Source organism: Bacillus thuringiensis (assembly GCF_001595725.1).
Taxonomy (GTDB): Bacteria; Bacillota; Bacilli; order Bacillales; family Bacillaceae_G; genus Bacillus_A; species Bacillus_A thuringiensis_K.
The window spans coordinates 4,848,102-4,869,805 of record NZ_CP014282.1 but is presented as its reverse complement, the minus strand read 5'-3'; the positions used below and the strand labels follow the sequence as shown (position 1 = coordinate 4,869,805).

Below are 21,704 nucleotides of genomic sequence, written 5' to 3'. Positions count from 1 at the left end.
TTTACCATTTGAAAGATGTTTCTAATTAGATTATAGAAATATAAATATGGTACACTAGATATAGAAAGAATACGACTAGATTACAGAAGAGAAAGAGGAGAAGTACATGATGAAATTAGCATCTCCGAAACCATTTACATTTGAGGGTGGAGACCGCGCTGTTTTATTACTACATGGATTCACAGGGAACTCAGCTGATGTACGTATGTTAGGGCGTTTCTTAGAAAAGAAAGGCTATACTTGTCATGCGCCAATTTATAAAGGGCACGGTGTACCACCAGAAGAGCTTGTTCATACAGGGCCTGAAGATTGGTGGCAAGATGTAACGGAGGCATATCAGCTTTTAAAAGATAAAGGTTTTGAGAAAATTGCTGTTGTTGGATTGTCACTTGGCGGCGTATTTTCTTTAAAATTAGGTTATACAGTACCTGTTTTAGGTGTGGTACCAATGTGTGCACCGATGTATATTAAGAGCGAAGAAACTATGTACCAAGGTATATTGGCATATGCCCGCGAATATAAAAAACGTGAGCAAAAATCACTAGAACAAATCGAACAAGAAATGTTGGAATTCCAAAAGACACCAATGAATACATTAAAAGCATTACAACAATTAATTGCTGACGTACGTAACAATGTGGATATGATTTATGCGCCAACATTTGTTGTACAAGCGCGTCATGATGAAATGATTAATACAGATAGTGCTAACATTATTTATAACGGTGTAGAATCTACGTTAAAAGACATTAAATGGTATGAAGACTCTACGCATGTCATTACACTTGATAAACAACGTGACGAGCTACATGAGGATGTATATAACTTCTTGGAGCAACTAGATTGGTAAGATCTAGTTGCCTCTTTTTTTCATAAGGAATTTTTTGTGAAAACTGTAAAAATCATAAGGGGAGTATTGAAGTTTCGCTTTATACATCCCCTATCTTTCGGATACACTAAATAATATAAGGTTTTAAAGGAGGTATTTTTGCTTGGAAGAAATCATACAAGAACATATTGATAAGTTGTTATTATTTATGAGAGAAGAAGCGTATAAACCGTTAACGATACAAGAGTTAGAAGAGGCATTTGGAATTGAAGGTTCTGAGGGCTTTAAAGATTTCGTAAAGGCACTTGTAACGATGGAAGAGAAGGGGCTTGTTGTTCGTACACGTAGCAACCGTTACGGTCTTCCTGAAAAGATGAATTTAGTAAGAGGTAAGTTAATTGGACATGCACGTGGCTTTGCTTTCGTTGTACCAGAAGAGAAGAAAACTGGAGACGATGATCTTTTCATCCCGCCTACAGAATTAAACGGTGCACTTCATGGCGATACAGTATTAGCACGCCTTAGTTCTCAATCAAGCGGTTCACGTCAAGAAGGTTCAATTGTACGCATTTTAGAACGTGGCACGAAAGAGCTAGTTGGTACATATACAGAATCGAAAAACTTTGGCTTTGTTATACCTGACAATAAGCGCTGGACAAGTGATATTTTCGTATTGAAAAGTGCGTCAATGGGAGCTGTAGAAGGTCATAAAGTAGTTGTGAAAATTACGAGCTACCCAGAGAATCGTTTAAGCGCAGAAGGTGAAGTTATTCAAATTCTAGGTCATAAAAATGATCCAGGAGTAGATATTTTATCTGTCATTCATAAACATCATTTACCTTTGGCATTCCCTGAGGAAGTGATGGAGCATGCAAACAGTGTACCAGAAACGATTTCAGAAGAAGATTTAAAGGATCGCCGCGATTTACGTGATCAAATGATCGTAACGATTGATGGTGCAGATGCAAAAGATTTAGATGACGCTGTTACAGTAACGAAGCTTGAGAACGGTAACTACAAGCTTGGCGTTCATATTGCGGATGTAAGTCATTACGTTCAAGAAGGTTCTCCAATTGATGTAGAAGCAGCAGAAAGAGCGACGAGTGTGTATCTTGTTGACCGTGTAATTCCGATGATTCCACATCGTCTATCTAACGGTATTTGTTCATTAAATCCGAAAGTAGACCGTCTGACATTATCTTGTGAAATGGAAATCAACAACTTAGGTGATGTTGTTAAACACGAGATTTTCCAAAGTGTGATTAAAACGACAGAGCGTATGACGTATGCTGATGTAAGAAGCATTTTAGAAGATGAGGACGAAGAGTTAATTAAGCGTTATGAGCCGCTCGTACCGATGTTTAAAGAGATGGGCCAATTGGCACAAATTTTACGTGAAAAACGTATGCGTCGTGGTGCAATTGACTTTGACTTTAAAGAAGCGAAAGTATTAGTGGATGAAGAAGGAAAACCGACAGACGTTGTTATGCGCGATCGTTCTGTATCAGAGAAGTTAATTGAAGAATTTATGCTTGTTGCGAATGAAACAGTAGCAGAGCACTTCCACTGGATGAACGTACCGTTTATGTACCGTGTCCATGAAGATCCGAAAGAAGATAAGCTTGAGCGTTTCTTCGAGTTTGTAACGAACTTCGGATATGCGGTAAAAGGACGTGCGAATGAAGTGCACCCTCGTGCGCTGCAACAAATTCTTGAAATGGTTCAAGGACAGCCAGAAGAAGTAGTTATTTCAACAGTTATGCTTCGTTCTATGAAGCAAGCTCGTTACGATGCGGATAGTTTAGGACATTTCGGTTTATCAACTGAGTTCTACACACACTTCACATCACCAATTCGTCGTTACCCGGATACAATCGTTCATAGATTAATTCGTGAATACATTATTAATGGTAAAGTCGACAATGAAACACAAGCAAAATGGCGTGAAAAATTACCTGAGATTGCAGAGCACTCTTCTAATATGGAACGCCGTGCTGTTGAAGCAGAGCGTGAAACAGATGAGATGAAAAAAGCAGAGTATATGGTTGATAAGATCGGTGAAGAGTATGACGGAATGATTAGCTCTGTAACAAACTTCGGTTTATTCGTAGAGCTTCCAAATACAATTGAAGGTCTTGTACACGTTAGCTACTTAACGGATGATTACTACCGTTATGACGAGCAGCATTTCGCTATGATTGGAGAACGTACAGGAAACGTATTCCGCATCGGTGACGAAATTACAATTCGCGTTATTAACGTAAACAAAGACGAGCGTGCAATCGACTTTGAAATCGTTGGCATGAAAGGTACACCTCGCCGTAAGTTCAAAGATCGTCCAGTCGTTATCGAGCAGCCAAGAACAGGCAGAAAGAAACGTGGTGGACGTAGTGAGCGTAGCAATGAGCGCGGCGGCGAACGTGGCACAGCAAGAAAATTTGACCGTGGTGGTAAAGGAAAAGGAAGAGGATCTGCATCGGCATCCACATCCGCTAGCCAGCCAGGGAAAAAAGACGGTAACGGCAAGAAGAAAAAAGCATTCTTCGAAAACGTACCAGGATTCAAGAAGAAAAAGAAAAAGCGTAAGTAAGAAAAGGGTGGCTTCGCTTTGATCAAAAGCGGGGCCGTTTTCTTTTTTCTTCGTGGCTTGAGAGCGAGCCACTTTCGCTTTTGTATAATCCAGCTACATGGCTAGAATGTTGGGCGGCTTCACTTCTTCCCGAGAGGCAAAGAGCGCCTCAAGGTCAGAAGCTCCATCCACCTCACATTCTGAGCGAGCCACTTTCGCTTTTTATTAACATTTGTTACAATAGTAAAAATAGAGGAGGGACGTTATATGCCAAAGGGTACAGGTAAGGTTATTGCACAAAATAAAAAAGCATTTCATGATTATTTCATCGAAGAAACATACGAAGCAGGGCTTGTCCTTCAAGGAACGGAAATTAAGTCGATTCGCGCTGGACGCGTAAACTTGAAAGATGCGTTTGCACGTGTACATAATGGTGAAGTATGGGTTCATAATATGCACATTAATACGTACGAACAAGGGAATCGTTTCAACCATGATCCACTTCGTACGAGAAAATTACTTCTGCATAAAAAAGAAATTGATAAACTAGCGGGTGCTGCAAAAGAAACAGGTTACGCATTAGTTCCACTTAGAATTTATTTGAAAAATGGATTTGCAAAAATGGCACTTGGTTTAGCAAAAGGTAAGAAGCAATACGATAAACGTCACGATTTAAAAGAGAAAGAAGCTAAACGTGAAATTGCACGCGCGTTCCGTGATCGCCAAAAGATGTAATACATATATTTACATTTGTAAAATGGAGCGCGTATGTTATAATAACTTATGTAAGGTTGTTGCACATTGAAAAACAGCTCTTAGTAGCTATCACGATATTTTCTTCGTATGCTCCATTTTTATCATGGGGACGTTACGGATTCGACAGGGATAGTTCGAGCTTAGGTTGCGAGTCGAGGGGATCGGCCTCGTTAAAACGTCAAAGCCTATAATTGGCAAACAAAACAATCTTTCTTTAGCTGCTTAATTGCACTAAAGGTTCCTCCCTCCATCGTCCATGTGGTAGGGTAAGGGACTCAAACTAAGTGGACTACGCCGGAGTTCGCCGTCTGAGGACAAAGGAAGAGAATAACCAGACTAGCAACTTGGAAGCCTGTCGATAGGCCGAAGAGTTCGCGAAGTGCTAATATATCGACTACACTCGTAGAAGCTTAAGTGCCGATATTTTTGGACGTGGGTTCGACTCCCACCGTCTCCACCAATACATATTTGGTGGTTTTTTTATTTTGTATGATATGAACCATAATTTTGCCAAATTGGCGAGGTTATGGTTCTTTTTGTTTGTGGCAAATTTATGGTTCTAAAAATAGAATGTATCTAATTTCTTGGTTCTTTCAATTACATCATCAATGCATCTTGTGTGTTATCCCTTAACTATCACAATTTTATCCAGTAAAAGCCCGATTGGTGAGGACTGATAATCAGTGGGGGATAAACATCTCTATTCAATTAATACTTCGCTTTATTCGAATCTTCATATGTTTTGTGTTTTTAACCATACCTATTGTAAGATTATATAGAGTTCTCCTAATAAGCTGTTTTAATGGATTATTTAGGAATCTTAAATTTATAAATCTTAAATTGTTTTTTCGGGATAATTTTTTTATCTAAATAAGTTATATTGAAGTAGAGGTGAACCATCGGTGAGGCAGGTGTTAGTAATTAAGAATGAACGGTCTTCAGCAAAGAAAATTGTAAGCGGTCTAACGCAAGAAGGCTATTTCATTTTAAAACTTCACAATGAAAACCAAGGTTTAAATATAATATATGAACAAGATTGGGATATTATCATATTGGATTGGGACTCATTAAGTATATCGGGACCAGAAATTTGCAGACAAATACGACTTGTTAAAACGACACCGATCATTATTGTGACCGACAATATTTCTAGTAAGGATTGCATAGCAGGGCTACAAGCAGGAGCAGATGATTATATAAGAAAACCATTTGTGAAAGAAGAATTAGTAGCAAGGGTTCAAGCAATTTTAAGGAGAAGTGACTGTATTCAGCAAAATGAGACAAACTTTTATCAGTTTAAAGATCTCTTTGTTGATGCATCTAGTAATATTGTGAAAAAAGGTGGCGAAAATCTCTCGCTTACTAAGCGCGAGTACGATTTACTTGTATTTTTAATCAAGAATAAAAATACAATATTGAGCCGTGAAATGCTTTTGAATCAGGTTTGGGGATATAACGTAGTAGTAAATCCAAATGTAGTAGATTTATATATTGGGTATGTAAGAAAAAAGTTAAAGTGCGAGAAGAAAGAAAGATATATTCAAACGATACATGGCAGAGGTTATTCAATGATTGAATGATAAAATAAGGTAATAGAAAAAAGAGTAAAACTGTTTCATTCAGTTTTACTCTTTTTTCTATTGAATCTAATAATCAAATAGTTTCTTAGAAGTATTAAAAGACTTAAAAAAATGGATTATAAAAATATTAGCTATTAATGAGCGTGTTTTGTAGAGGAAATCATGATTAATCAACACGCCTGACTTCACATATTACTTTTGGTGCCTGATTTTATGAATTCACACCATTCACAAGATTTTCACAGAATTAATGACTATACTAATTAACAGGATGTTCAAATGAAAATGATTATCAATAGCGATTCAATTGAATAAAAGTTAATTTCTAATTCAATCTATGGATGTCATCATTTTCGAAATAAATCACACTATAAGGAGTATACATATGAAAAAATCTATGCTTTTAAAATTAGTGAGTATTCTAGCAATTTTTACTTTAATGTTAGTAGCTTGCTCAAATCCAAGTAATGATACTAAAGAGTCAAAAGCTAATAAAGATAATAGTAGTGATAAGCCAAAAACGGTTGAAATCACTGATGCTCATGGAACTGTTAAAGTCCCTGTAAACCCAAAGAATGTAGTTGCTTTGGATAACAGAACTTTTGAAACTTTATCTGATTGGGGAATTAAATTAGCGGCTGCTCCAAAGGATATCATGCCTGCTGATTCAGCATATAAAAAGGATGATTCAGTTCAAAACATTGGGAATCACCGTGAACCAAATCTAGAAATTATTGCAGCGGCAAATCCTGAACTTGTAATCGTTGGTCAAAGATTTGCTGACCATTACGAAGAAATCAAAAAATTAGTACCAAATGCAGCAGTTATTGATCTTAATTTTGATGTTTCTGAGAAAGCTACTAAGCCTGGCGAAAACTTAGTAAAAGGACTTAAAGATTCTACAATTACTTTAGGAAAAATCTTTAATAAAGATAAAGAAGCTAAACAATTAGTAGCTGATTTTGATAAATCTATTGAAAAAGCAAAATCTGCTTATAACGGAAAAGATAAAGTTATGAGTGTTATCGTTACTGGTGGTAATATTGGTTTTGCTGCGCCGCACTCTGGTCGTGTTTGGGGACCAATGTATGAAATTTTCGGTTGGACTCCAGCGTTAGAAGTTTCAAATTCTACTGCAGGTCATAAAGGTGATGACGTTTCTGTTGAAGCTATTGCACAAACAAATCCTGATTGGATTTTCGTATTAGATCGTGATGCTGCAACATCTGATGCAGCTAAGTCAACACCTGCTAAGGATGTTATTTCTAAATCACCTGCTCTTCAAAACACAACTGCTGTTTCTAAAAAACAAGTTATTTATGCACCAGAAGATACTTACACAAATGAATCAATTCAAACTTATATAGAGTTATTTGGAAATATGGCAAAAACTTTAGCTAAGTAGTGTAAAGGAGTACGAAACAGTGTCAAAAAATATAATTTCTAGGGTTGAGAATATTTCTCAACCCCAGTTTTATAATCACAATAAATTATGGACAAAACCTTTTATAATAGCCATTATAGTTGTTATAATTTTAGGGATTATATCACTGTTTACTGGAGTTTATGATATACGTGGACAAGAGGACGGGACAGAGATGTTTTTCATAACTCGTGTTCCGAGAACAGCTGCATTAATGCTTACTGGAGCTGCGATGGCGATGGCAGGGCTCGTAATGCAACTCATTACACAGAATCGCTTTGTTGAACCTACTACAACGGGGACTATTGAATGGTCAGGCTTAGGCCTGCTTTTTGTGTATTTATTATTTCCTGCCCCGACTTTAGTTCAAAGAATGACTGGTGCAATCATTTTTTCTTTTATAGGAACTATGATTTTCTTTCTATTTTTAAGAAGAGTTAAGCTTCGTTCGTCTTTAATTGTTCCGATTATTGGATTGATGCTTGGAGCAGTAATTTCTGCAGTGTCTACTTTTTTAGGACTCCTTTTTCAAAAGACGCAAAGTATTGAAACTTGGTTTGTAGGTTCATTTGCTAACATTCAGGTGGGAAGATATGAATATTTATGGCTGATTGTTATCATTACTTTTCTTATTTTTATGTATGCGAATAGATTGACTTTAGCTGGACTAGGAGAAGATGTCGCAACAAGTCTTGGAGTTAATTACAATAGAATTGTTCTTTTTGGGACTGCTCTTATCTCTGTTGCAGTTGGAATTGTTGCAGCTGTTATTGGACACTTACCTTTCTTAGGATTAATTGTGCCAAATATCGTTTCAATGTTTAGAGGTGATGATCTTAGGAGTAATTTACCTTGGGTTTGTGTGATCGGAATGGGGTCAATAACTGCCTGTGACATCATTTCTCGAACAATTATACAGCCTTTTGAATTACCTGTTTCTTTAATACTTGCAACAGTAGGAGCAGTCGTGTTTATTACTATTTTATTGAGACAAAGAAAACCAAGGAGGCTACGATGATCACATTAGAATATAGAAAAAAAGAAAATGTCGAAATCGATTCTAGCCTTCATAATGAAAGTAGATCAGCTAGCGCTTTTCGGTCTAAGAAGGAAGCAAGACGTTATTGGATTTTACTGATAACATTGATTGCTTTAGGTCTTCTTTCTTCATATGGACTTTTAGTTTATAACAATCCAGTTCCGATAGATTCACCTTCTTTTATCCCAGTCGTTAAGAGAAGGATAGTAGCTATTGTTGCAATGATTATCGCTGCAGTTTGCCATAGCTTGTCGACAGTTGCATTCCAATCTATTACGAATAATAAAATTATTACTCCATCGCTTTTAGGTTTCGAATCACTTTATTCAGCAATTCAAACGAGTACAATATTCTTCTTTGGTGCTAGTGCATTAATAAAGTTTAATGGAATTGGATCATTTTTATTTCAAGTTGTTGTTATGGTCTTCATGAGTTTGATACTTTATGGATGGTTACTTTCCGGTAAATACGGGAATTTACAACTTATGCTTTTAGTTGGAATTATTATTGGTACCGGGCTAAATTCAGTTTCAACTTTCATGAGAAAACTACTTGCGCCTTCAGAATTTGATATTCTACAAGCAAGATTATTTGGTTCTGTTAATCATGCAGATCCTGCATATTTTCCTATTGTAATTCCTATGATTATAATTGTAGCGGTATTAATTTTTGCTCATTCTAAGAATTTAAATGTTTTGTCACTAGGAAAGGATGTTGCTACTTCTTTTGGAGTTAAATATCAACCTAGTGTAATTTATACGCTTGTATTAGTTGCTATTTTAATGTCCATTTCAACAGCTCTAATTGGGCCACTTACTTTCTACGGCTTTTTAGTGGCAACTTTGAGTTATCAGGCAGCGGCAACTTATGATCATAGATATATTTTTCCGATGGCTTTTGCTATAGGATTTTTAATAATGACGAGCGCATACTTTTTAATGTATCATGTATTCCATGCTCAAGGTGTAGTTTCAGTTATTATTGAATTATTTGGTGGAATTATATTCTTAACTATAGTTTTAAGGAAGAGGGCTTTATGATAAAAATTGATAATGTTAAAAAGTTCTATACTGATAAGGTAAAAATAGGACCTTTGGATATTGAAATACCAAAAGCAGGCTTTACTTCTTTAATCGGACCAAATGGTGCTGGAAAGTCAACGACACTTTTGATGATTGGCAGACTTTTAGATATGGATGAAGGTCAAATTCAGGTAGCAAATATGGATGTTTCTGAATCCAAATCAAAAGACTTAGCAAAAGTTTTGACTATATTGCGACAAGAAAATCATTTTGTAACTAGACTTACTGTTAGACAACTAGTTGGATTTGGGCGCTTTCCTTATTCAAAGGGAAGATTGACTAAAGAAGATGAGGTTATCATTTCTAAATATATCGATTTCTTAGATTTAACTAGTTTAGAGAATAGATATTTAGATGAGCTTTCTGGTGGTCAAAGACAAAGGGCATATGTAGCGATGGTATTGTGCCAAGAGACTGAATATGTACTTTTGGACGAACCTTTGAACAACCTTGATGTTGCTCGCTCTGTTCAAATGATGGAGCATTTGAGACGTGCAGCTAATGAATTTGGACGAACAATTTTGACTGTCATGCATGATATAAATTTTGCGGCTAAATACTCTGATAAAATTTGTGCTATGAAAGATGGACAAATTGCTGCTTTCGGAACAGTAGAAGAAGTTATGGATCCAACACTTTTGACGGATATTTTTGAAACGAAAATAGAGATTATTAATGGTCCTTATGGGCCAATCGCTGTTTATTAGTTATAAAATGTAAAAAATACTGTAGCTTGCGTAGATTATGCAAGCTACTCTAGTTGATGTTGCTGTCTATATTTTATAGGCAGCAGCTTTTTTTATGTGACTACTCATAAAATGCAAAAGAATGCTTCACCTTTTCAAGTATGTACCAAATGAAAAAATATTTCTGTATAACTTTTTAAAAGAATTCAGCTTGTTTTTTTTATATGTAATATTGCATACCAGAGTGTATTGATAAAAGTGTAAGGGGTCACTATAATGAGGGCATAAAGATAAATTACATTTTCGTAGCAATAAAAAGGAGGAAATAATATGGAAATCGCAATGGCAGTATTAAAATTTGTAGGTGGCGTAATCCCGTTAATTCAAGAACTTTTAAAAGCATTTATGTAAGTTTATTAGTTAGCTATCATTTATCAATCATTATCATATTTTACTAAAAAAAGAACGGGGTGATTTTTCTGAATATTAAGAAAAACACTAAAAGAAGAAAGTTCCTTGCATGTTTATTAGTCAGTCTATGCACTATTAATTATTCATCTATTTCCTTCGCAGAAACACAAGCAAGTAATGCAACTGATGTAACCAAAAATGCTAGTGGCATTGATACTGGTATAGCAAATCTTAAATATAATAATCAAGAGGTTTTAGCTATAAATGGTGATAAAGTAGAGAGTTTTGTTCCGAAAGAAAGTATCAATTCAAATGGTAAATTTGTAGTGGTGGAACGCGAGAAAAAATCACTTACAACGTCACCAGTCGATATTTCAATTATTGATTCTGTAGTGAATCGCACGTACCCAGGAGCTGTACAACTTGCAAATAAAGCTTTTGCAGACAATCAACCAAGTTTATTAGTGGCTAAGAGAAAGCCTCTGAATATTAGTATAGACTTACCGGGTATGAGAAAAGAAAATACAATCACTGTCCAAAATCCGACATATGGTAATGTAGCTGGAGCAGTAGACGATTTAGTATCTACTTGGAATGAAAAGTATTCTACAACACATACGTTACCTGCAAGAATGCAGTATACGGAATCTATGGTTTATAGTAAATCACAAATCGCAAGTGCTCTTAATGTTAACGCTAAATATCTTGATAACAGTCTAAACATTGATTTTAATGCGGTTGCAAATGGAGAGAAAAAAGTGATGGTTGCCGCATATAAGCAAATATTTTATACGGTAAGTGCTGAACTACCTAACAATCCATCCGACCTTTTTGATAATAGTGTTACTTTTGATGAGTTAACTCGAAAAGGCGTAAGTAATTCGGCTCCACCTGTTATGGTTTCAAATGTAGCTTATGGTAGAACGATTTATGTAAAATTAGAAACAACATCTAAGAGTAAAGATGTACAAGCTGCTTTTAAAGCCTTACTTAAGGATAACAGCGTTGAAGCAAGTGGACAGTATAAAGATATTTTTGAAGAAAGTACCTTTACTGCTGTAGTATTAGGCGGAGATGCGAAAGAGCATAACAAGGTTGTTACTAAAGATTTCAATGAAATCCGAAATATCATTAAAGATAATGCTGAATTAAGTCTTAAAAATCCAGCATACCCAATTTCATATACAAGTACTTTCTTAAAAGATAATGCAACTGCTGCTGTTCATAACAATACAGATTATATTGAGACGACAACTACAGAATATTCAAGTGCTAAAATGACACTTGATCATTACGGTGCTTACGTTGCTCAATTTGATGTATCTTGGGATGAATTCACATTTGACCAAAAGGGTAACGAAGTACTAACACATAAAACATGGGATGGTAGCGGAAAAGACAAAACGGCTCATTACTCTACAGTTATCCCACTTCCACCGAACTCAAAAAATATAAAAATTGTTGCAAGAGAATGTACAGGTCTTGCATGGGAATGGTGGAGAACAATTATTAATGAACAAAACGTTCCATTAACAAATGAAATAAAAGTTTCAATTGGAGGAACAACATTATACCCAACAGCTAGTATTAGTCATTAAGTATAAAAAAAGCGCCCTATAAGTAGGGCGCTTTTTACTTAGTCACAAATTTTATTTTGTATCGGTATGTTTTTAAGTTTTGTAAATCATCAACTATAAGGTGGGAATATTGTGAAGACGAAAAGCTACATGTTTTTCGTCTTTTCGTTCTCTTGCTTAATAAGAAAGATCCTGCAACTCAGTATAAGATCTTTAATCAAACGTTTTTAAAAGCTAAATTGTGGTTTCATATCACCTTTATAAGGTTCATGTTCAACGAATATAGTTATATCCTTACCAGCATGGTCTTTACCAGTTCTTTTATACGTAAATTTATTCTTATTTAGTTCAGTAAGCTCAAGAGCAGCACCGTATTTATTATTTCCAATTGAAACATGGGCTCTTATTTTATTTTCGTGTACAACATCGAAGTAGCCATAATCACCGCGGCTTTGACCTGTTTCGCTATTGAAGAACTCATATTTATTAGATTTTTCATCAAATTTTGCTAGACTTATAAAATTCGAATTAAACTGTGTTACATCGTTACCAGCTTCATCTAATACCTTTGTTCCGTGCCAAAGGGTACCGCCTAAAATTTTATCTCCATCAACGTTTTTAACAATATCTCCTGTAGTTGTGTTCAGCTGTTTGTCCGGATCAGTGAAAGAAAGTTCTTTTTCTTTATATGGAACATGTTCAACGAAAACTTCTACATCTTTACCGTTAGCGTCTTTCCCCATCCGTTTATAAGTAAATACATTTTTATTTAATTTTGTCATGTCAACAACGGCTTGATACTTCATTGATTCTGAAATTAATATTCTCTTCTTCCCATCATTTGTGACAAAGAATGTTCCTTTATCGCCACGACTTGCACCTGTTTTAGCATCGAAAAATTCATATCTGCCTGACTTCGCATCATATTTTGCTAGACCAATGAAGTTTGCATTCTCTTTTGTTAAGTCATTCTTATCTTTGTCATACACTCGTGTACCTTGCCAATTTGTCTCGCTAAGAATATTAGCCATTTTTTGCCCTTTAGTTAATTTGTTTTCCTGTTTTGTTTCTTTAGCAACTTGTTCTTGTTTTTGTTTCCCATGATTTTCTTCAGCTTTAGTACCAGCACACCCTGTTAATGCTAATGTGAATCCGAGCAGTATGGATGATAGTGCTTTTGTTTTTTTGTTCATGTTTTATCGTCTCCTTATTTTATAATTTTAAGTAGTACGGTTTGCGATTATAGTAGCAGTGCGTCATATATAAACTTAGTTGCTACGTTTCTTATGTTAATACTCGACTATAAACTGCCTCTAAATAAAACATTAAAAAAAGATAAACTAATTCCTAAAAAATGTTCATATTTATAAAAAATCGCTAGCTTGTTGTAGTGCCTACGAGTAATCCAACAAATACATTGTAATGAAGAAGGAAAGTCGTTAACAATAATGTAATTCCTAATGGAGCCAATCGATTGTATTGCAAAATTTTCGAGCTAAACTGTAGGGGAAATGAAGATTTTATAGAATTCGTTTCGTATAGGAAGGGGATGTCCATGTTTGATTCAACAGATTTTAAGATTATACAATTACTACAAGAAAACGCTAGAATGAACTGGAAGGAAATTGGGGAGATAGTACATTTGACTGGTCAGGCTGTCGGGAAACGAATTCATAAATTAGAAGAGGCAGGTGTCATTCAAAAATATACGATAAATATCAACAGGGCTAAGCTAGAAGGATCTATTATGACCTTTGTTACACTATTTTTGCATGCACCGCACTATCATAATCAAATTCAAAACTTTTTTGAAAAAACGGACGTAATTACTGAAATGTATCGTATAAGCGGCGATGGGTGCTATGTCATGACTCTTCACACATCTTCGCATCAGCAATTAGAAGAGGCTCTTGCAGATGTTTTACATTATGGTGATTATCGTATAAATACGGTCATTAAGACAATGGAAAAAAGAAAGAATAAGATATTTATCCTTTCTTTTTTTTGAACTGTAATTTTTTATTTGCTCTTGTTTATAAAACAGTTTGCTGACATGACTGTTGCATAAATATCACCAAACTCTAATGCACTCATGAACGATTGATGAGCGTGTACTGCGGGGATTAGATTTCCTTGAAATTCTAAATCTTTTGTTGTACAAGCATCTTCAATTACAATACATTGAAATCCGAAGTCACTGGCAGCGCGTACTGTTGCATCAATACATACATGAGTCATCATACCGCAAATGACTAGTCGGTCTATTTTCTCTGTCTGTAATGTTTCTAATAAATTTGTTCTTAAAAAACTGTTAGGGTGATGTTTTTGAATGACTCTTTCGTTAGCAATTGGTTGTACATCATCATAAATTTGAACACCTATTGTATCGGATAAGAAGAAAGTAGCTCCTTCATTGTTCGCAATATGTTGTACGTGAATAACTGTTTTATGTTTTTCACGAAATGCTTTCAAAACTTCTTTCGCTTTTTGTGCGGCTTTTTCAGGTTGATGTAATTCCATATTGCCACCTTCAAAGTAATCATTTTGTATGTCGACTAATAGTAACGCTTCGTTCATAGTTAATCCCCCACATATATTTGTACAGTACGTTGTTTGTACTGTACCGTTATTATATAAAGTGTAGGTATGCGGAAGTAATAGCGTTATGAAACGATTTTAACGTATATAGTTTCATTGTGAAAAAGGTGAAAGTTGGTATAGGCACAAATGGATTTTGTGGAATTCATGGCAAAGTTATAGGTAGAGTGGCGTTGTAGGATAAAAACCATAACTTTGCTGGAGGATCGGGTTATGGTTTTTTTATGAGGAAATGCGATTTTAAGTTTTTGCTGAAGGTGTTTTTCTAGGATATGCTGTGAGTGATTGAAGTGAGGTAGTGTCGGATATTGTCGACCGATCGATATATTAGAAAAATCGTTGATATATTGTAAGTTATGATAGATATATTGGAAAAATCGTTGATATATTGCTAGTTGTGATAGATATATTGAAAAAATCGTTGATATATTTGTAAAGGGGTGTTTGAGGTGATTGTGAAAGAAAGAAAAATACCGATTTATATAAGACAGTTAGAAGCGCTTCTTAGAAGGTTACCTGTACATCATCCGAAACGAAATATAATTGGAGAAAACTTGGCAAAACACATGGCGGGGTATAAAGGGGAGCAAGCGATTGATTATCCACTTAGTTTTATTTCTGAGAAAGAGTACAGTGTTTTACATGATGTTCGCTTATCTAATCATGATCAATACTTTCAAATTGATACTATTATCATTTCCACAAAGTTTCTTCTGTTTCTTGAGATAAAAAATATAGCAGGTACATTAATATTTGATACAAAGTTTAATCAACTTATCCGAATAACAGAAGGAAATTCAGAGGGATTTCCAGACCCTGTTTTACAAATAAAAAGGCAGGAAATACAACTTAAAAAATGGTTAAGCTTACATGGATTTTCTTCTAGTCTTCCAATCGAGTCCCTCGTTGTTATTAGCTCGCCTCGTACCATTATAAAATCTTCAGATGACAATCTTCTTCATACAATTATTCATAGTGCAAATCTACCTCATAAAATAAAGTGGTTTGAAAGTAAATATAAGAAAAAAGTTATAGATAATGTAGATAGGCTCATTCATCAAATAATAGCGGAGCATTCTCCACTTCAACAAAATATACTTGAGCAATATAAAATAGAAAAAGAGGAGTTGCTAAATGGAGTACAATGTGAGAAATGCTTAGTTATTCCAATGGTTAAAGTTAAGAAGGGTTGGCGTTGTACAAGTTGTAAAGATTTTTCAAAAGTGGCACATGAGGGTGCTATACGAGATTATGCATTGCTCATTAGTACGACATGTACGAACGGTAATTTGAAAGAGTTTCTCCATGTTTCGTCAGGTATGGTTGTAAACAGAATTCTCCACACACTAAATCTGGCCTATACTGGCAACAACAAAGGACGAATATATGATTTAACTTCTTTCCAATCGTAATTTTGCTATAATAAATAAGTACTTATACGAAGGGGAGTTTAAAGATAAAATGAAGTCGTTTAATATCGATCATGTTATAGCTAGTATTTTGCAATGGATATTAAATATAGCTTTAATTATATTATCCATTGTGTTATCGATTTTCTTAGTGAATGAGACGATCACGTTTGTGCAGTATATTTTTTCGTCAAAAGAGTATACGTCTTATAAATTGGTTGAAAGTATCATCGTCTATTTCTTATACTTCGAGTTCATTGCATTAATTATTAAGTATTTTAAATCGAATTATCATTTCCCGTTACGTTATTTTATTTATATCGGAATTACGGCTTTAATTCGGTTGATTATTGTGTCTCATGAGGAACCGATGGAGACGTTATTATACGCGGGAGCAATTCTTGTTTTAGTTATTGCTTTATACATATCGAATATGAGAGATTTGAGAAAAGAGTAGTAGTGCAGACGTAAGTTTGCACTACTTTTTTATGTGGAATTTTCCACCCTATGATTTTGGGGGCTGTAATCAAATGAATAGTGTCAGGACATTCTAATTTATAAGTTACTTTGTTGTCTTCAATATCTTTCTTTATCTTTTGACATGTAGTATTCGAATATTGTATCTCTTGGTTTTCATTAAGTTTCTCATTTGTTTTTGTGTAGTCGACATCATAATAGACGGAGGTAGATTCCTTTTCTTTTTTTACAGTTAAATCAATAATAATAGGCTCGTTCTTGTTATTAAATTTAGTAATTCTAACTGAATCGTCTTTATTTGAATTATAGTTTTTTACGAAAGTATCTAATTTCTCTATGTTATAAACTTCATCGTTTTTCTCAATAATATCACCACGTTTTTTGGAAGCCTCAAAAGTATATGTCTCGTTTATATCGTTTTTTTGCTCATTATTAGTACAACCAATAAGAGTAAATAAGGCTAATGAGATTACAGATAACGCATATTTTCTATATTGTATACTCATAGATTCAGCTCCTTTTCTTAATTTTTAACGATGATATATTTATAATTTTATTTTATCTTACTGAGCTTTTTGGAAAGCAAAAAGACTGTTCTTTTTTCGTTAAGTTACTGTAAATACCTACATTCTTTATTAATTAGTTATAAATTTCGGCATAATATTTTTACATTAGTTTTTACATCTTGACCTTCAAGTTGCTTGAAAGTTTACAATGAAATTAGGGCGTTTGAAATCGAAAAAAATTGAGAAATTAAGTGAAGAGTTTTTTTACTTGGAGGTTATAGGAATGAATCAGGAATTGAAGTTACGTCCATTAGAACGAGAAGATTTAAAGTTTGTACACGAACTGAATAATAATGCGCACATTATGTCGTATTGGTTTGAAGAGCCATATGAGGCATTTGTGGAGCTGCAAGACTTATACGATAAACATATACATGATCAAAGCGAACGCCGATTTATCGTTGAGAAAGACAATGAAATGGTTGGATTAGTTGAGTTAGTAGAAATTGATTATATTCATCGTAGAACAGAATTCCAAATTATTATTGATCCGAATTATCAAGGATATGGTTATGCAGTGGATGCGACGCGTTTAGCAATGGATTACGCTTTTTCTGTACTAAATATGCATAAGATATATTTAGTTGTGGATAAGGAAAATGAAAAGGCAGTACATGTTTATAAAAAAGTTGGGTTTATGGTAGAAGGTGAGCTTATCGATGAGTTTTTCGTTGATGGTAACTATCATAATGCGATAAGAATGTGTATGTTTCAGAAGCAATATTTTGAAAACAAGTAGTTGAAAGATTCAGAAGTAATGTTGACGCTTCGTAAAACCGTATGCTAAAATCCCTTTTAAGTATTAAGGAAGGTGCAGAATATGCTTTATATAAAATTTGTAAAACTCATTAGAAAACTTTGCTCCGCACAAATGTATACGGTGAAGCGTTGTACGGAGCTTAATCAAGGGGTTTAAATCCCCTATATTCATCGGCTGAATAACTTTTCGAAAAAAGTATAGTATATCTATGCTTATTTCGTTATGGTTTTTCAGCTGGTGTATAAAATAGATTAAGGGGCCATAGACAATGCTTTGTCTATGGCCCTTTGTGTATATTATTCCGATGAGTCTTTACTGTAAATTGGAGTAGTATAGGAAAAACCACGAAGCAGAGGGCTAGTGTCGAATGACGCTATCTCTCTGCTTTTTTTAATTTCAGGAAAAGAGGAATAAAAATGAGTTTACTTAAAGTTGAAAGTTTATCACATAGTTTTATAGATAAAGTATTATACGAAAATGCTTCTTTTGATTTGCATAAAGGGGAGCATATGGGAATTGTTGGACAGAATGGTGCAGGAAAAAGCACATTAATGAAAATATTAGTGGGGGAAATTATTCCTGATAAGGGAGACATAAAGTGGCAACCCAATATTCAAATTGGGCATCTTGATCAATACGCTGAAATTGATGAGGGTTATACCATTTCACAATATTTAAAGAGAGCCTTTTATGATTTGTATGAAATGGAAAAGAGAATGAACAAGTTATATGAAGAAAGTGCGATGACTGGAGATGAGAATCAACTACTAAAAGCAGCTGAAATGCAAGAGCAGCTGGAGGCTCGTGATTTTTATTCAGTAGACAGCGTAATAAATAAGGTGGCAGCTGGTCTAGGTATTGATGTGATTGGGATGGATCGTGTTATTGGTGAATTAAGCGGAGGTCAGCGTGCAAAGGTAATTTTAGCGAAGCTCTTATTAGAAGAGCCTAATATTTTATTACTAGATGAACCGACGAATTTTCTCGATAAGGAGCATGTGGAGTGGCTTGCTAATTATTTAATGAAGTTTGAAGGAGCGTTTATTGTCGTATCACATGATTTTGATTTTTTGGAAAAAGTAACTTCTTGCATATGTGATGTAGAGTTCGGAACGGTTAAGAAGTATTATGGCAAATACTTAGATTTTGTAAGACAAAAGGAGCATTTGCGAAAAGATTATATTCGCCAATATTATGCACAGCAAAAGAAAATTGAAAAAACGGAAGAGTATATTCGTAGAAATATTGCCGGGGTGAATTCAAAAATAGCGCAAGGTCGTCGAAAACAATTGCAGCGTATGGAAAGAATTGCGCCACCAAGTTTTACTCATAAACCGTCTATTCATTTTCAGGAACTTCCCATTTCAGTTCAGACAGTTCTTGAAGTAAATAACCTTGAAGTTGGTTATGACTTCGCTCTCTTACCAAAGTTGGATTTTTCAGTAATGGGTGGGCAAAAAATTGTTATTACAGGTTTCAATGGAGTAGGGAAATCTACTTTATTAAAAACAATCGTTGGAAATATTGCTAGTATTTCTGGAGAGTTTCACTTTTCAGAGCAAATAAAGATTGGATATTATGAGCAAGATTTAAATTGGAGCAATGATTCTTTAACTCCGCTTCAAATTATTTCAGAACAGTTTCCTAAACTGAATATGAAGGAAATACGCCATCATTTAGCTGCATGTGGTTTGAAGGATACGCACGTTTCGCAAGAAATTCGTACGTTAAGTGGTGGTGAACAATCGAAGGTGAAACTGTGTGGATTATTACTATCACCTTGTAACTTCTTAATTTTAGATGAGCCGACAAATCATTTAGATGCAGAAGCGAAGGAAGCTTTACAAAAGGCGCTAATTAAGTTTAAGGGCAGCATTATACTCGTATCTCACGAAGCGAGTTTTTATCTTGATTGGGCAGATAGCATTTTTCATATAGAGACGGGATTAGTTAATGGGGTGTGAAACATATGAGTGAAAACAATTGGAAAACGAAAATTATATTATTTTTGACCGCTCAAACTATTTCGTTGTTCGGTTCCTCTCTCGTGCAATACGCGATTATATGGTATATCACCCTTACAACATCATCAGGAGTGATGTTGACTATTTCAACTGTTTGCGGTTTTCTACCACAAATTGCGATATCTTTGTTTGCAGGTGTTTGGATTGATCGTTATGACCGCAAAAAGATGATTATGTTATCGGACGGGATTATAGCGATTGCGACGTTAGTTTTAGCAATTTTATTTTTAACAGGATATAAAAGTATTTGGTTACTTTTTATTGTGTTACTCATTCGTTCAGCTGGAACAGGAGTACAAACGCCAGCTGTGAATGCATTAATTCCGCAAATCGTTCCGAAAGAGTATCTGATGAAAGTAAATGGAATAAATAGCAGTATTACATCTTTAATTATGTTTCTTTCTCCAGCAGCAAGTGCGGCGATTCTTTCTATTGCCAGCATTGAAACAACATTTTTTATTGATGTTATTACAGCTATGTTTGGAATTAGTATTATGTTTGTCATTCAGGTGAAAGGACATGTGAATGTAGAGAGTAAGCAAAAATCTAATCTACAAGGAATTAAAGAAGGGTTCTCTTATTTAAAAGAAAATGTATTTATTAAAAGGCTAATCGTTTTATTGATTATCGTCATGATTTTAATAAGTCCAGCTGCTTTTTTAACACCTTTAATGGTAACTCGTTCTTTCGGGGCTGAAATGTAGAGACTTACTGCTAGTGAGATGACCTTTAGTGCGGGTGCGGCAGCTGGTGGCATATTGATTGCGGCATGGGGTGGTTTTCGTAATCGTATGCATACAACAGCGCTAGCTTGTGCATTATATGGACTGCTTATGATTGGACTAGGGATCGCTCCGGTATTTATTATGTATTTAGTATTTAACTTTTTAATTGGTATAACAATGCCGTGCTTCAATACACCAGTTACTGTGTTATTGCAGGAGAAAGTAGAACCATCAATGCACGGACGGATGTTTAGCCTTGTACAAATTGCGAATTCATGTGCGCTTCCTTTAGGAATGATAATATTTGGTCCATTGTCGGATATGTTTAGTGTAGAGATTTTGTTAATTTATGCTGGGATATTTGTGCTATTTTGCGCAATGTATGTTGTATTAAGCAAGAGGTTTGAAGCGTAAAGATTTATTCCGTTATTTGCGAGTCGGGCTGCCCGTAAACGCCCAATTGGTGAGAGCTGATTAAAGTTTCACTTTATAATTTAGAAGGTTTGCAAAGTGATTTAAGATGCTTTGCAAACCTTTTTGTTATTAGTCTAATCAATAAGTATTTATTGTTAAACGATAAATACTTATTGACTGTTAATGTCATTTTAGATAATATGATGTTAACGATCCAAGGAGAATTACACGAGTAGAGGAGAATTTGAAATGAAAAATAAATACGTAGTAGCTATTTCTTTCATGATTTTAGCAATTATTTCTTTAACTATACATGCTTCAAACAGTAAAGTAGGAGCGGATGGATTCCTTGAAGAACCTTTCTTTTTCCTAGTACCGATAAGTTATGTATTGTTCCTTAGTGGTATTGGTGTATTATTATTTGGATTTATTACTTCAAAGCTGAAAAAGGGCAATAGATAGGGACAAAACACTCACTATGAAATAGAAACATACCATATGGAAGAAAAAGAATAAGTGAGATGAATCATGATGAACCATCATTTTTATAATGGAAGACAAGTAGGAGCAGCTATTACTTTGGCTGGGGCACAGGGAACTATTCATGCTGTGAATCAAGCTATTCAAATGCAACAACAAGCATATTTTGCACAAATGATGCAAAGTCAGTATATGCCGTATTCACAGCTTCCGATGCAAATTGTACATTACGATGTACATCCAGCTGGTTTATTTTCCATTCCATATGGCGGGACATACTTCTTATGAAAGAAAGCGAC

18 protein-coding genes, 1 other RNA gene and 2 pseudogenes are annotated in these 21,704 nt (G+C 34.8%); 18 read left to right on the top strand and 3 right to left on the bottom strand.

Annotated elements, in window-relative coordinates; translation table 11 throughout:
- The first annotated feature begins 109 nt into the window (after positions 1 to 109).
- From estA to alo, 10 genes are all read left to right on the top strand, one after another.
- A complete protein-coding gene (gene estA / locus AXW78_RS24585; RefSeq protein ID WP_000761974.1) occupies positions 110 to 850 on the top strand; it encodes a carboxylesterase in 741 nt (246 codons plus the stop codon).
- Between the two features lie 142 nt (positions 851 to 992).
- Positions 993 to 3,419 (top strand): ribonuclease R, encoded by a 2,427-nt coding sequence (rnr, locus tag AXW78_RS24580; RefSeq protein WP_000391110.1) that lies wholly within the window; start codon positions 993 to 995, stop codon positions 3,417 to 3,419.
- 246 nt (positions 3,420 to 3,665) lie between these two features.
- Positions 3,666 to 4,133, top strand: coding sequence for an SsrA-binding protein (gene smpB / locus AXW78_RS24575; RefSeq protein ID WP_001123919.1), 468 nt, complete (start codon positions 3,666 to 3,668; stop codon positions 4,131 to 4,133).
- 126 nt (positions 4,134 to 4,259) lie between these two features.
- Positions 4,260 to 4,614, top strand: a transfer-messenger RNA (tmRNA) gene (gene ssrA / locus AXW78_RS24570).
- 442 nt (positions 4,615 to 5,056) lie between these two features.
- Complete coding sequence (locus tag AXW78_RS24565; protein ID WP_061884744.1) at positions 5,057 to 5,734, top strand: response regulator transcription factor; 678 nt, start codon at positions 5,057 to 5,059, stop codon at positions 5,732 to 5,734.
- A 385-nt stretch (positions 5,735 to 6,119) separates the two neighbouring features.
- Positions 6,120 to 7,139 carry a siderophore ABC transporter substrate-binding protein gene (locus AXW78_RS24560; protein ID WP_061884743.1) on the top strand — a complete coding sequence of 340 codons (1,020 nt, stop codon included), beginning with the start codon at positions 6,120 to 6,122 and terminating at the stop codon, positions 7,137 to 7,139.
- Between the two features lie 19 nt (positions 7,140 to 7,158).
- Positions 7,159 to 8,175, top strand: a complete 1,017-nt coding sequence (locus AXW78_RS24555) for an ABC transporter permease (protein WP_000041820.1) — start codon at positions 7,159 to 7,161, stop codon at positions 8,173 to 8,175.
- Positions 8,172 to 9,236, top strand: a complete 1,065-nt coding sequence (locus AXW78_RS24550; protein WP_061884742.1) for an iron chelate uptake ABC transporter family permease subunit — start codon at positions 8,172 to 8,174, stop codon at positions 9,234 to 9,236. The genes AXW78_RS24555 and AXW78_RS24550 overlap by 4 nt, the downstream gene beginning before the upstream one ends.
- Entirely contained in the window at positions 9,233 to 9,985 is a 753-nt protein-coding gene (locus tag AXW78_RS24545; protein ID WP_000590070.1) for an iron ABC transporter ATP-binding protein, read from the top strand. Before AXW78_RS24550 ends, AXW78_RS24545 begins: the two co-directional genes overlap by 4 nt.
- 449 nt (positions 9,986 to 10,434) lie before the next feature.
- Complete coding sequence (gene alo / locus AXW78_RS24535) at positions 10,435 to 11,973, top strand: anthrolysin O/cereolysin O family cholesterol-dependent cytolysin Alo (protein WP_000576722.1); 1,539 nt, start codon at positions 10,435 to 10,437, stop codon at positions 11,971 to 11,973.
- Positions 11,974 to 12,179: 206 nt separating this feature from the next.
- Here alo and AXW78_RS24530 read toward each other — a convergent pair whose 3' ends face one another.
- Complete coding sequence (locus AXW78_RS24530) at positions 12,180 to 13,145, bottom strand: DUF4822 domain-containing protein (protein WP_061884741.1); 966 nt, start codon at positions 13,143 to 13,145, stop codon at positions 12,180 to 12,182.
- Positions 13,146 to 13,507: 362 nt separating this feature from the next.
- On the opposite strand from AXW78_RS24530, the gene AXW78_RS24525 reads away from it, so the two are divergent.
- Positions 13,508 to 13,960, top strand: a complete 453-nt coding sequence (locus AXW78_RS24525; RefSeq protein ID WP_225988997.1) for an Lrp/AsnC family transcriptional regulator — start codon at positions 13,508 to 13,510, stop codon at positions 13,958 to 13,960.
- A gap of 11 nt (positions 13,961 to 13,971) precedes the next feature.
- On the opposite strand, the gene AXW78_RS24520 is transcribed toward AXW78_RS24525, so the two are convergent.
- The gene (locus tag AXW78_RS24520; protein ID WP_061884740.1) at positions 13,972 to 14,529 is read right to left on the bottom strand and encodes a cysteine hydrolase family protein; all 558 of its coding nucleotides are present in this window, start codon (positions 14,527 to 14,529) and stop codon (positions 13,972 to 13,974) included.
- Between the two features lie 476 nt (positions 14,530 to 15,005).
- Here AXW78_RS24520 and AXW78_RS24515 point away from each other — a divergent pair, with 476 nt between their 5' ends.
- The gene (locus tag AXW78_RS24515) at positions 15,006 to 15,962 is read left to right on the top strand and encodes a nuclease-related domain-containing protein (RefSeq protein ID WP_002181000.1); all 957 of its coding nucleotides are present in this window, start codon (positions 15,006 to 15,008) and stop codon (positions 15,960 to 15,962) included.
- Between the two features lie 49 nt (positions 15,963 to 16,011).
- The gene (gene psiE, locus AXW78_RS24510; protein WP_000834707.1) at positions 16,012 to 16,416 is read left to right on the top strand and encodes a phosphate-starvation-inducible protein PsiE; all 405 of its coding nucleotides are present in this window, start codon (positions 16,012 to 16,014) and stop codon (positions 16,414 to 16,416) included.
- A gap of 55 nt (positions 16,417 to 16,471) precedes the next feature.
- Here the strand turns inward: psiE and AXW78_RS24505 are convergent.
- Positions 16,472 to 16,942, bottom strand: a pseudogene (locus tag AXW78_RS24505) (DUF4362 domain-containing protein); the annotation flags it as partial.
- A 283-nt stretch (positions 16,943 to 17,225) separates the two neighbouring features.
- Between AXW78_RS24505 and speG the strand changes: the two are divergent.
- The 5 genes and pseudogenes from speG (at position 17,226) to AXW78_RS24480 (ending at position 21,693) form a co-directional block, all read left to right on the top strand.
- Positions 17,226 to 17,741, top strand: a complete 516-nt coding sequence (speG, locus tag AXW78_RS24500; protein ID WP_001071092.1) for a spermidine N1-acetyltransferase — start codon at positions 17,226 to 17,228, stop codon at positions 17,739 to 17,741.
- A 437-nt stretch (positions 17,742 to 18,178) separates the two neighbouring features.
- A complete protein-coding gene (locus AXW78_RS24495; protein ID WP_061884739.1) occupies positions 18,179 to 19,726 on the top strand; it encodes an ABC-F family ATP-binding cassette domain-containing protein in 1,548 nt (515 codons plus the stop codon).
- A 5-nt stretch (positions 19,727 to 19,731) separates the two neighbouring features.
- Positions 19,732 to 20,925 (top strand): annotated as a pseudogene (locus AXW78_RS24490) (MFS transporter).
- A gap of 249 nt (positions 20,926 to 21,174) precedes the next feature.
- Complete coding sequence (locus tag AXW78_RS24485; protein WP_000792612.1) at positions 21,175 to 21,387, top strand: DUF3955 domain-containing protein; 213 nt, start codon at positions 21,175 to 21,177, stop codon at positions 21,385 to 21,387.
- A 66-nt stretch (positions 21,388 to 21,453) separates the two neighbouring features.
- A complete protein-coding gene (locus AXW78_RS24480; protein ID WP_000980932.1) occupies positions 21,454 to 21,693 on the top strand; it encodes a DUF3947 family protein in 240 nt (79 codons plus the stop codon).
- Positions 21,694 to 21,704 lie beyond the last annotated feature (11 nt).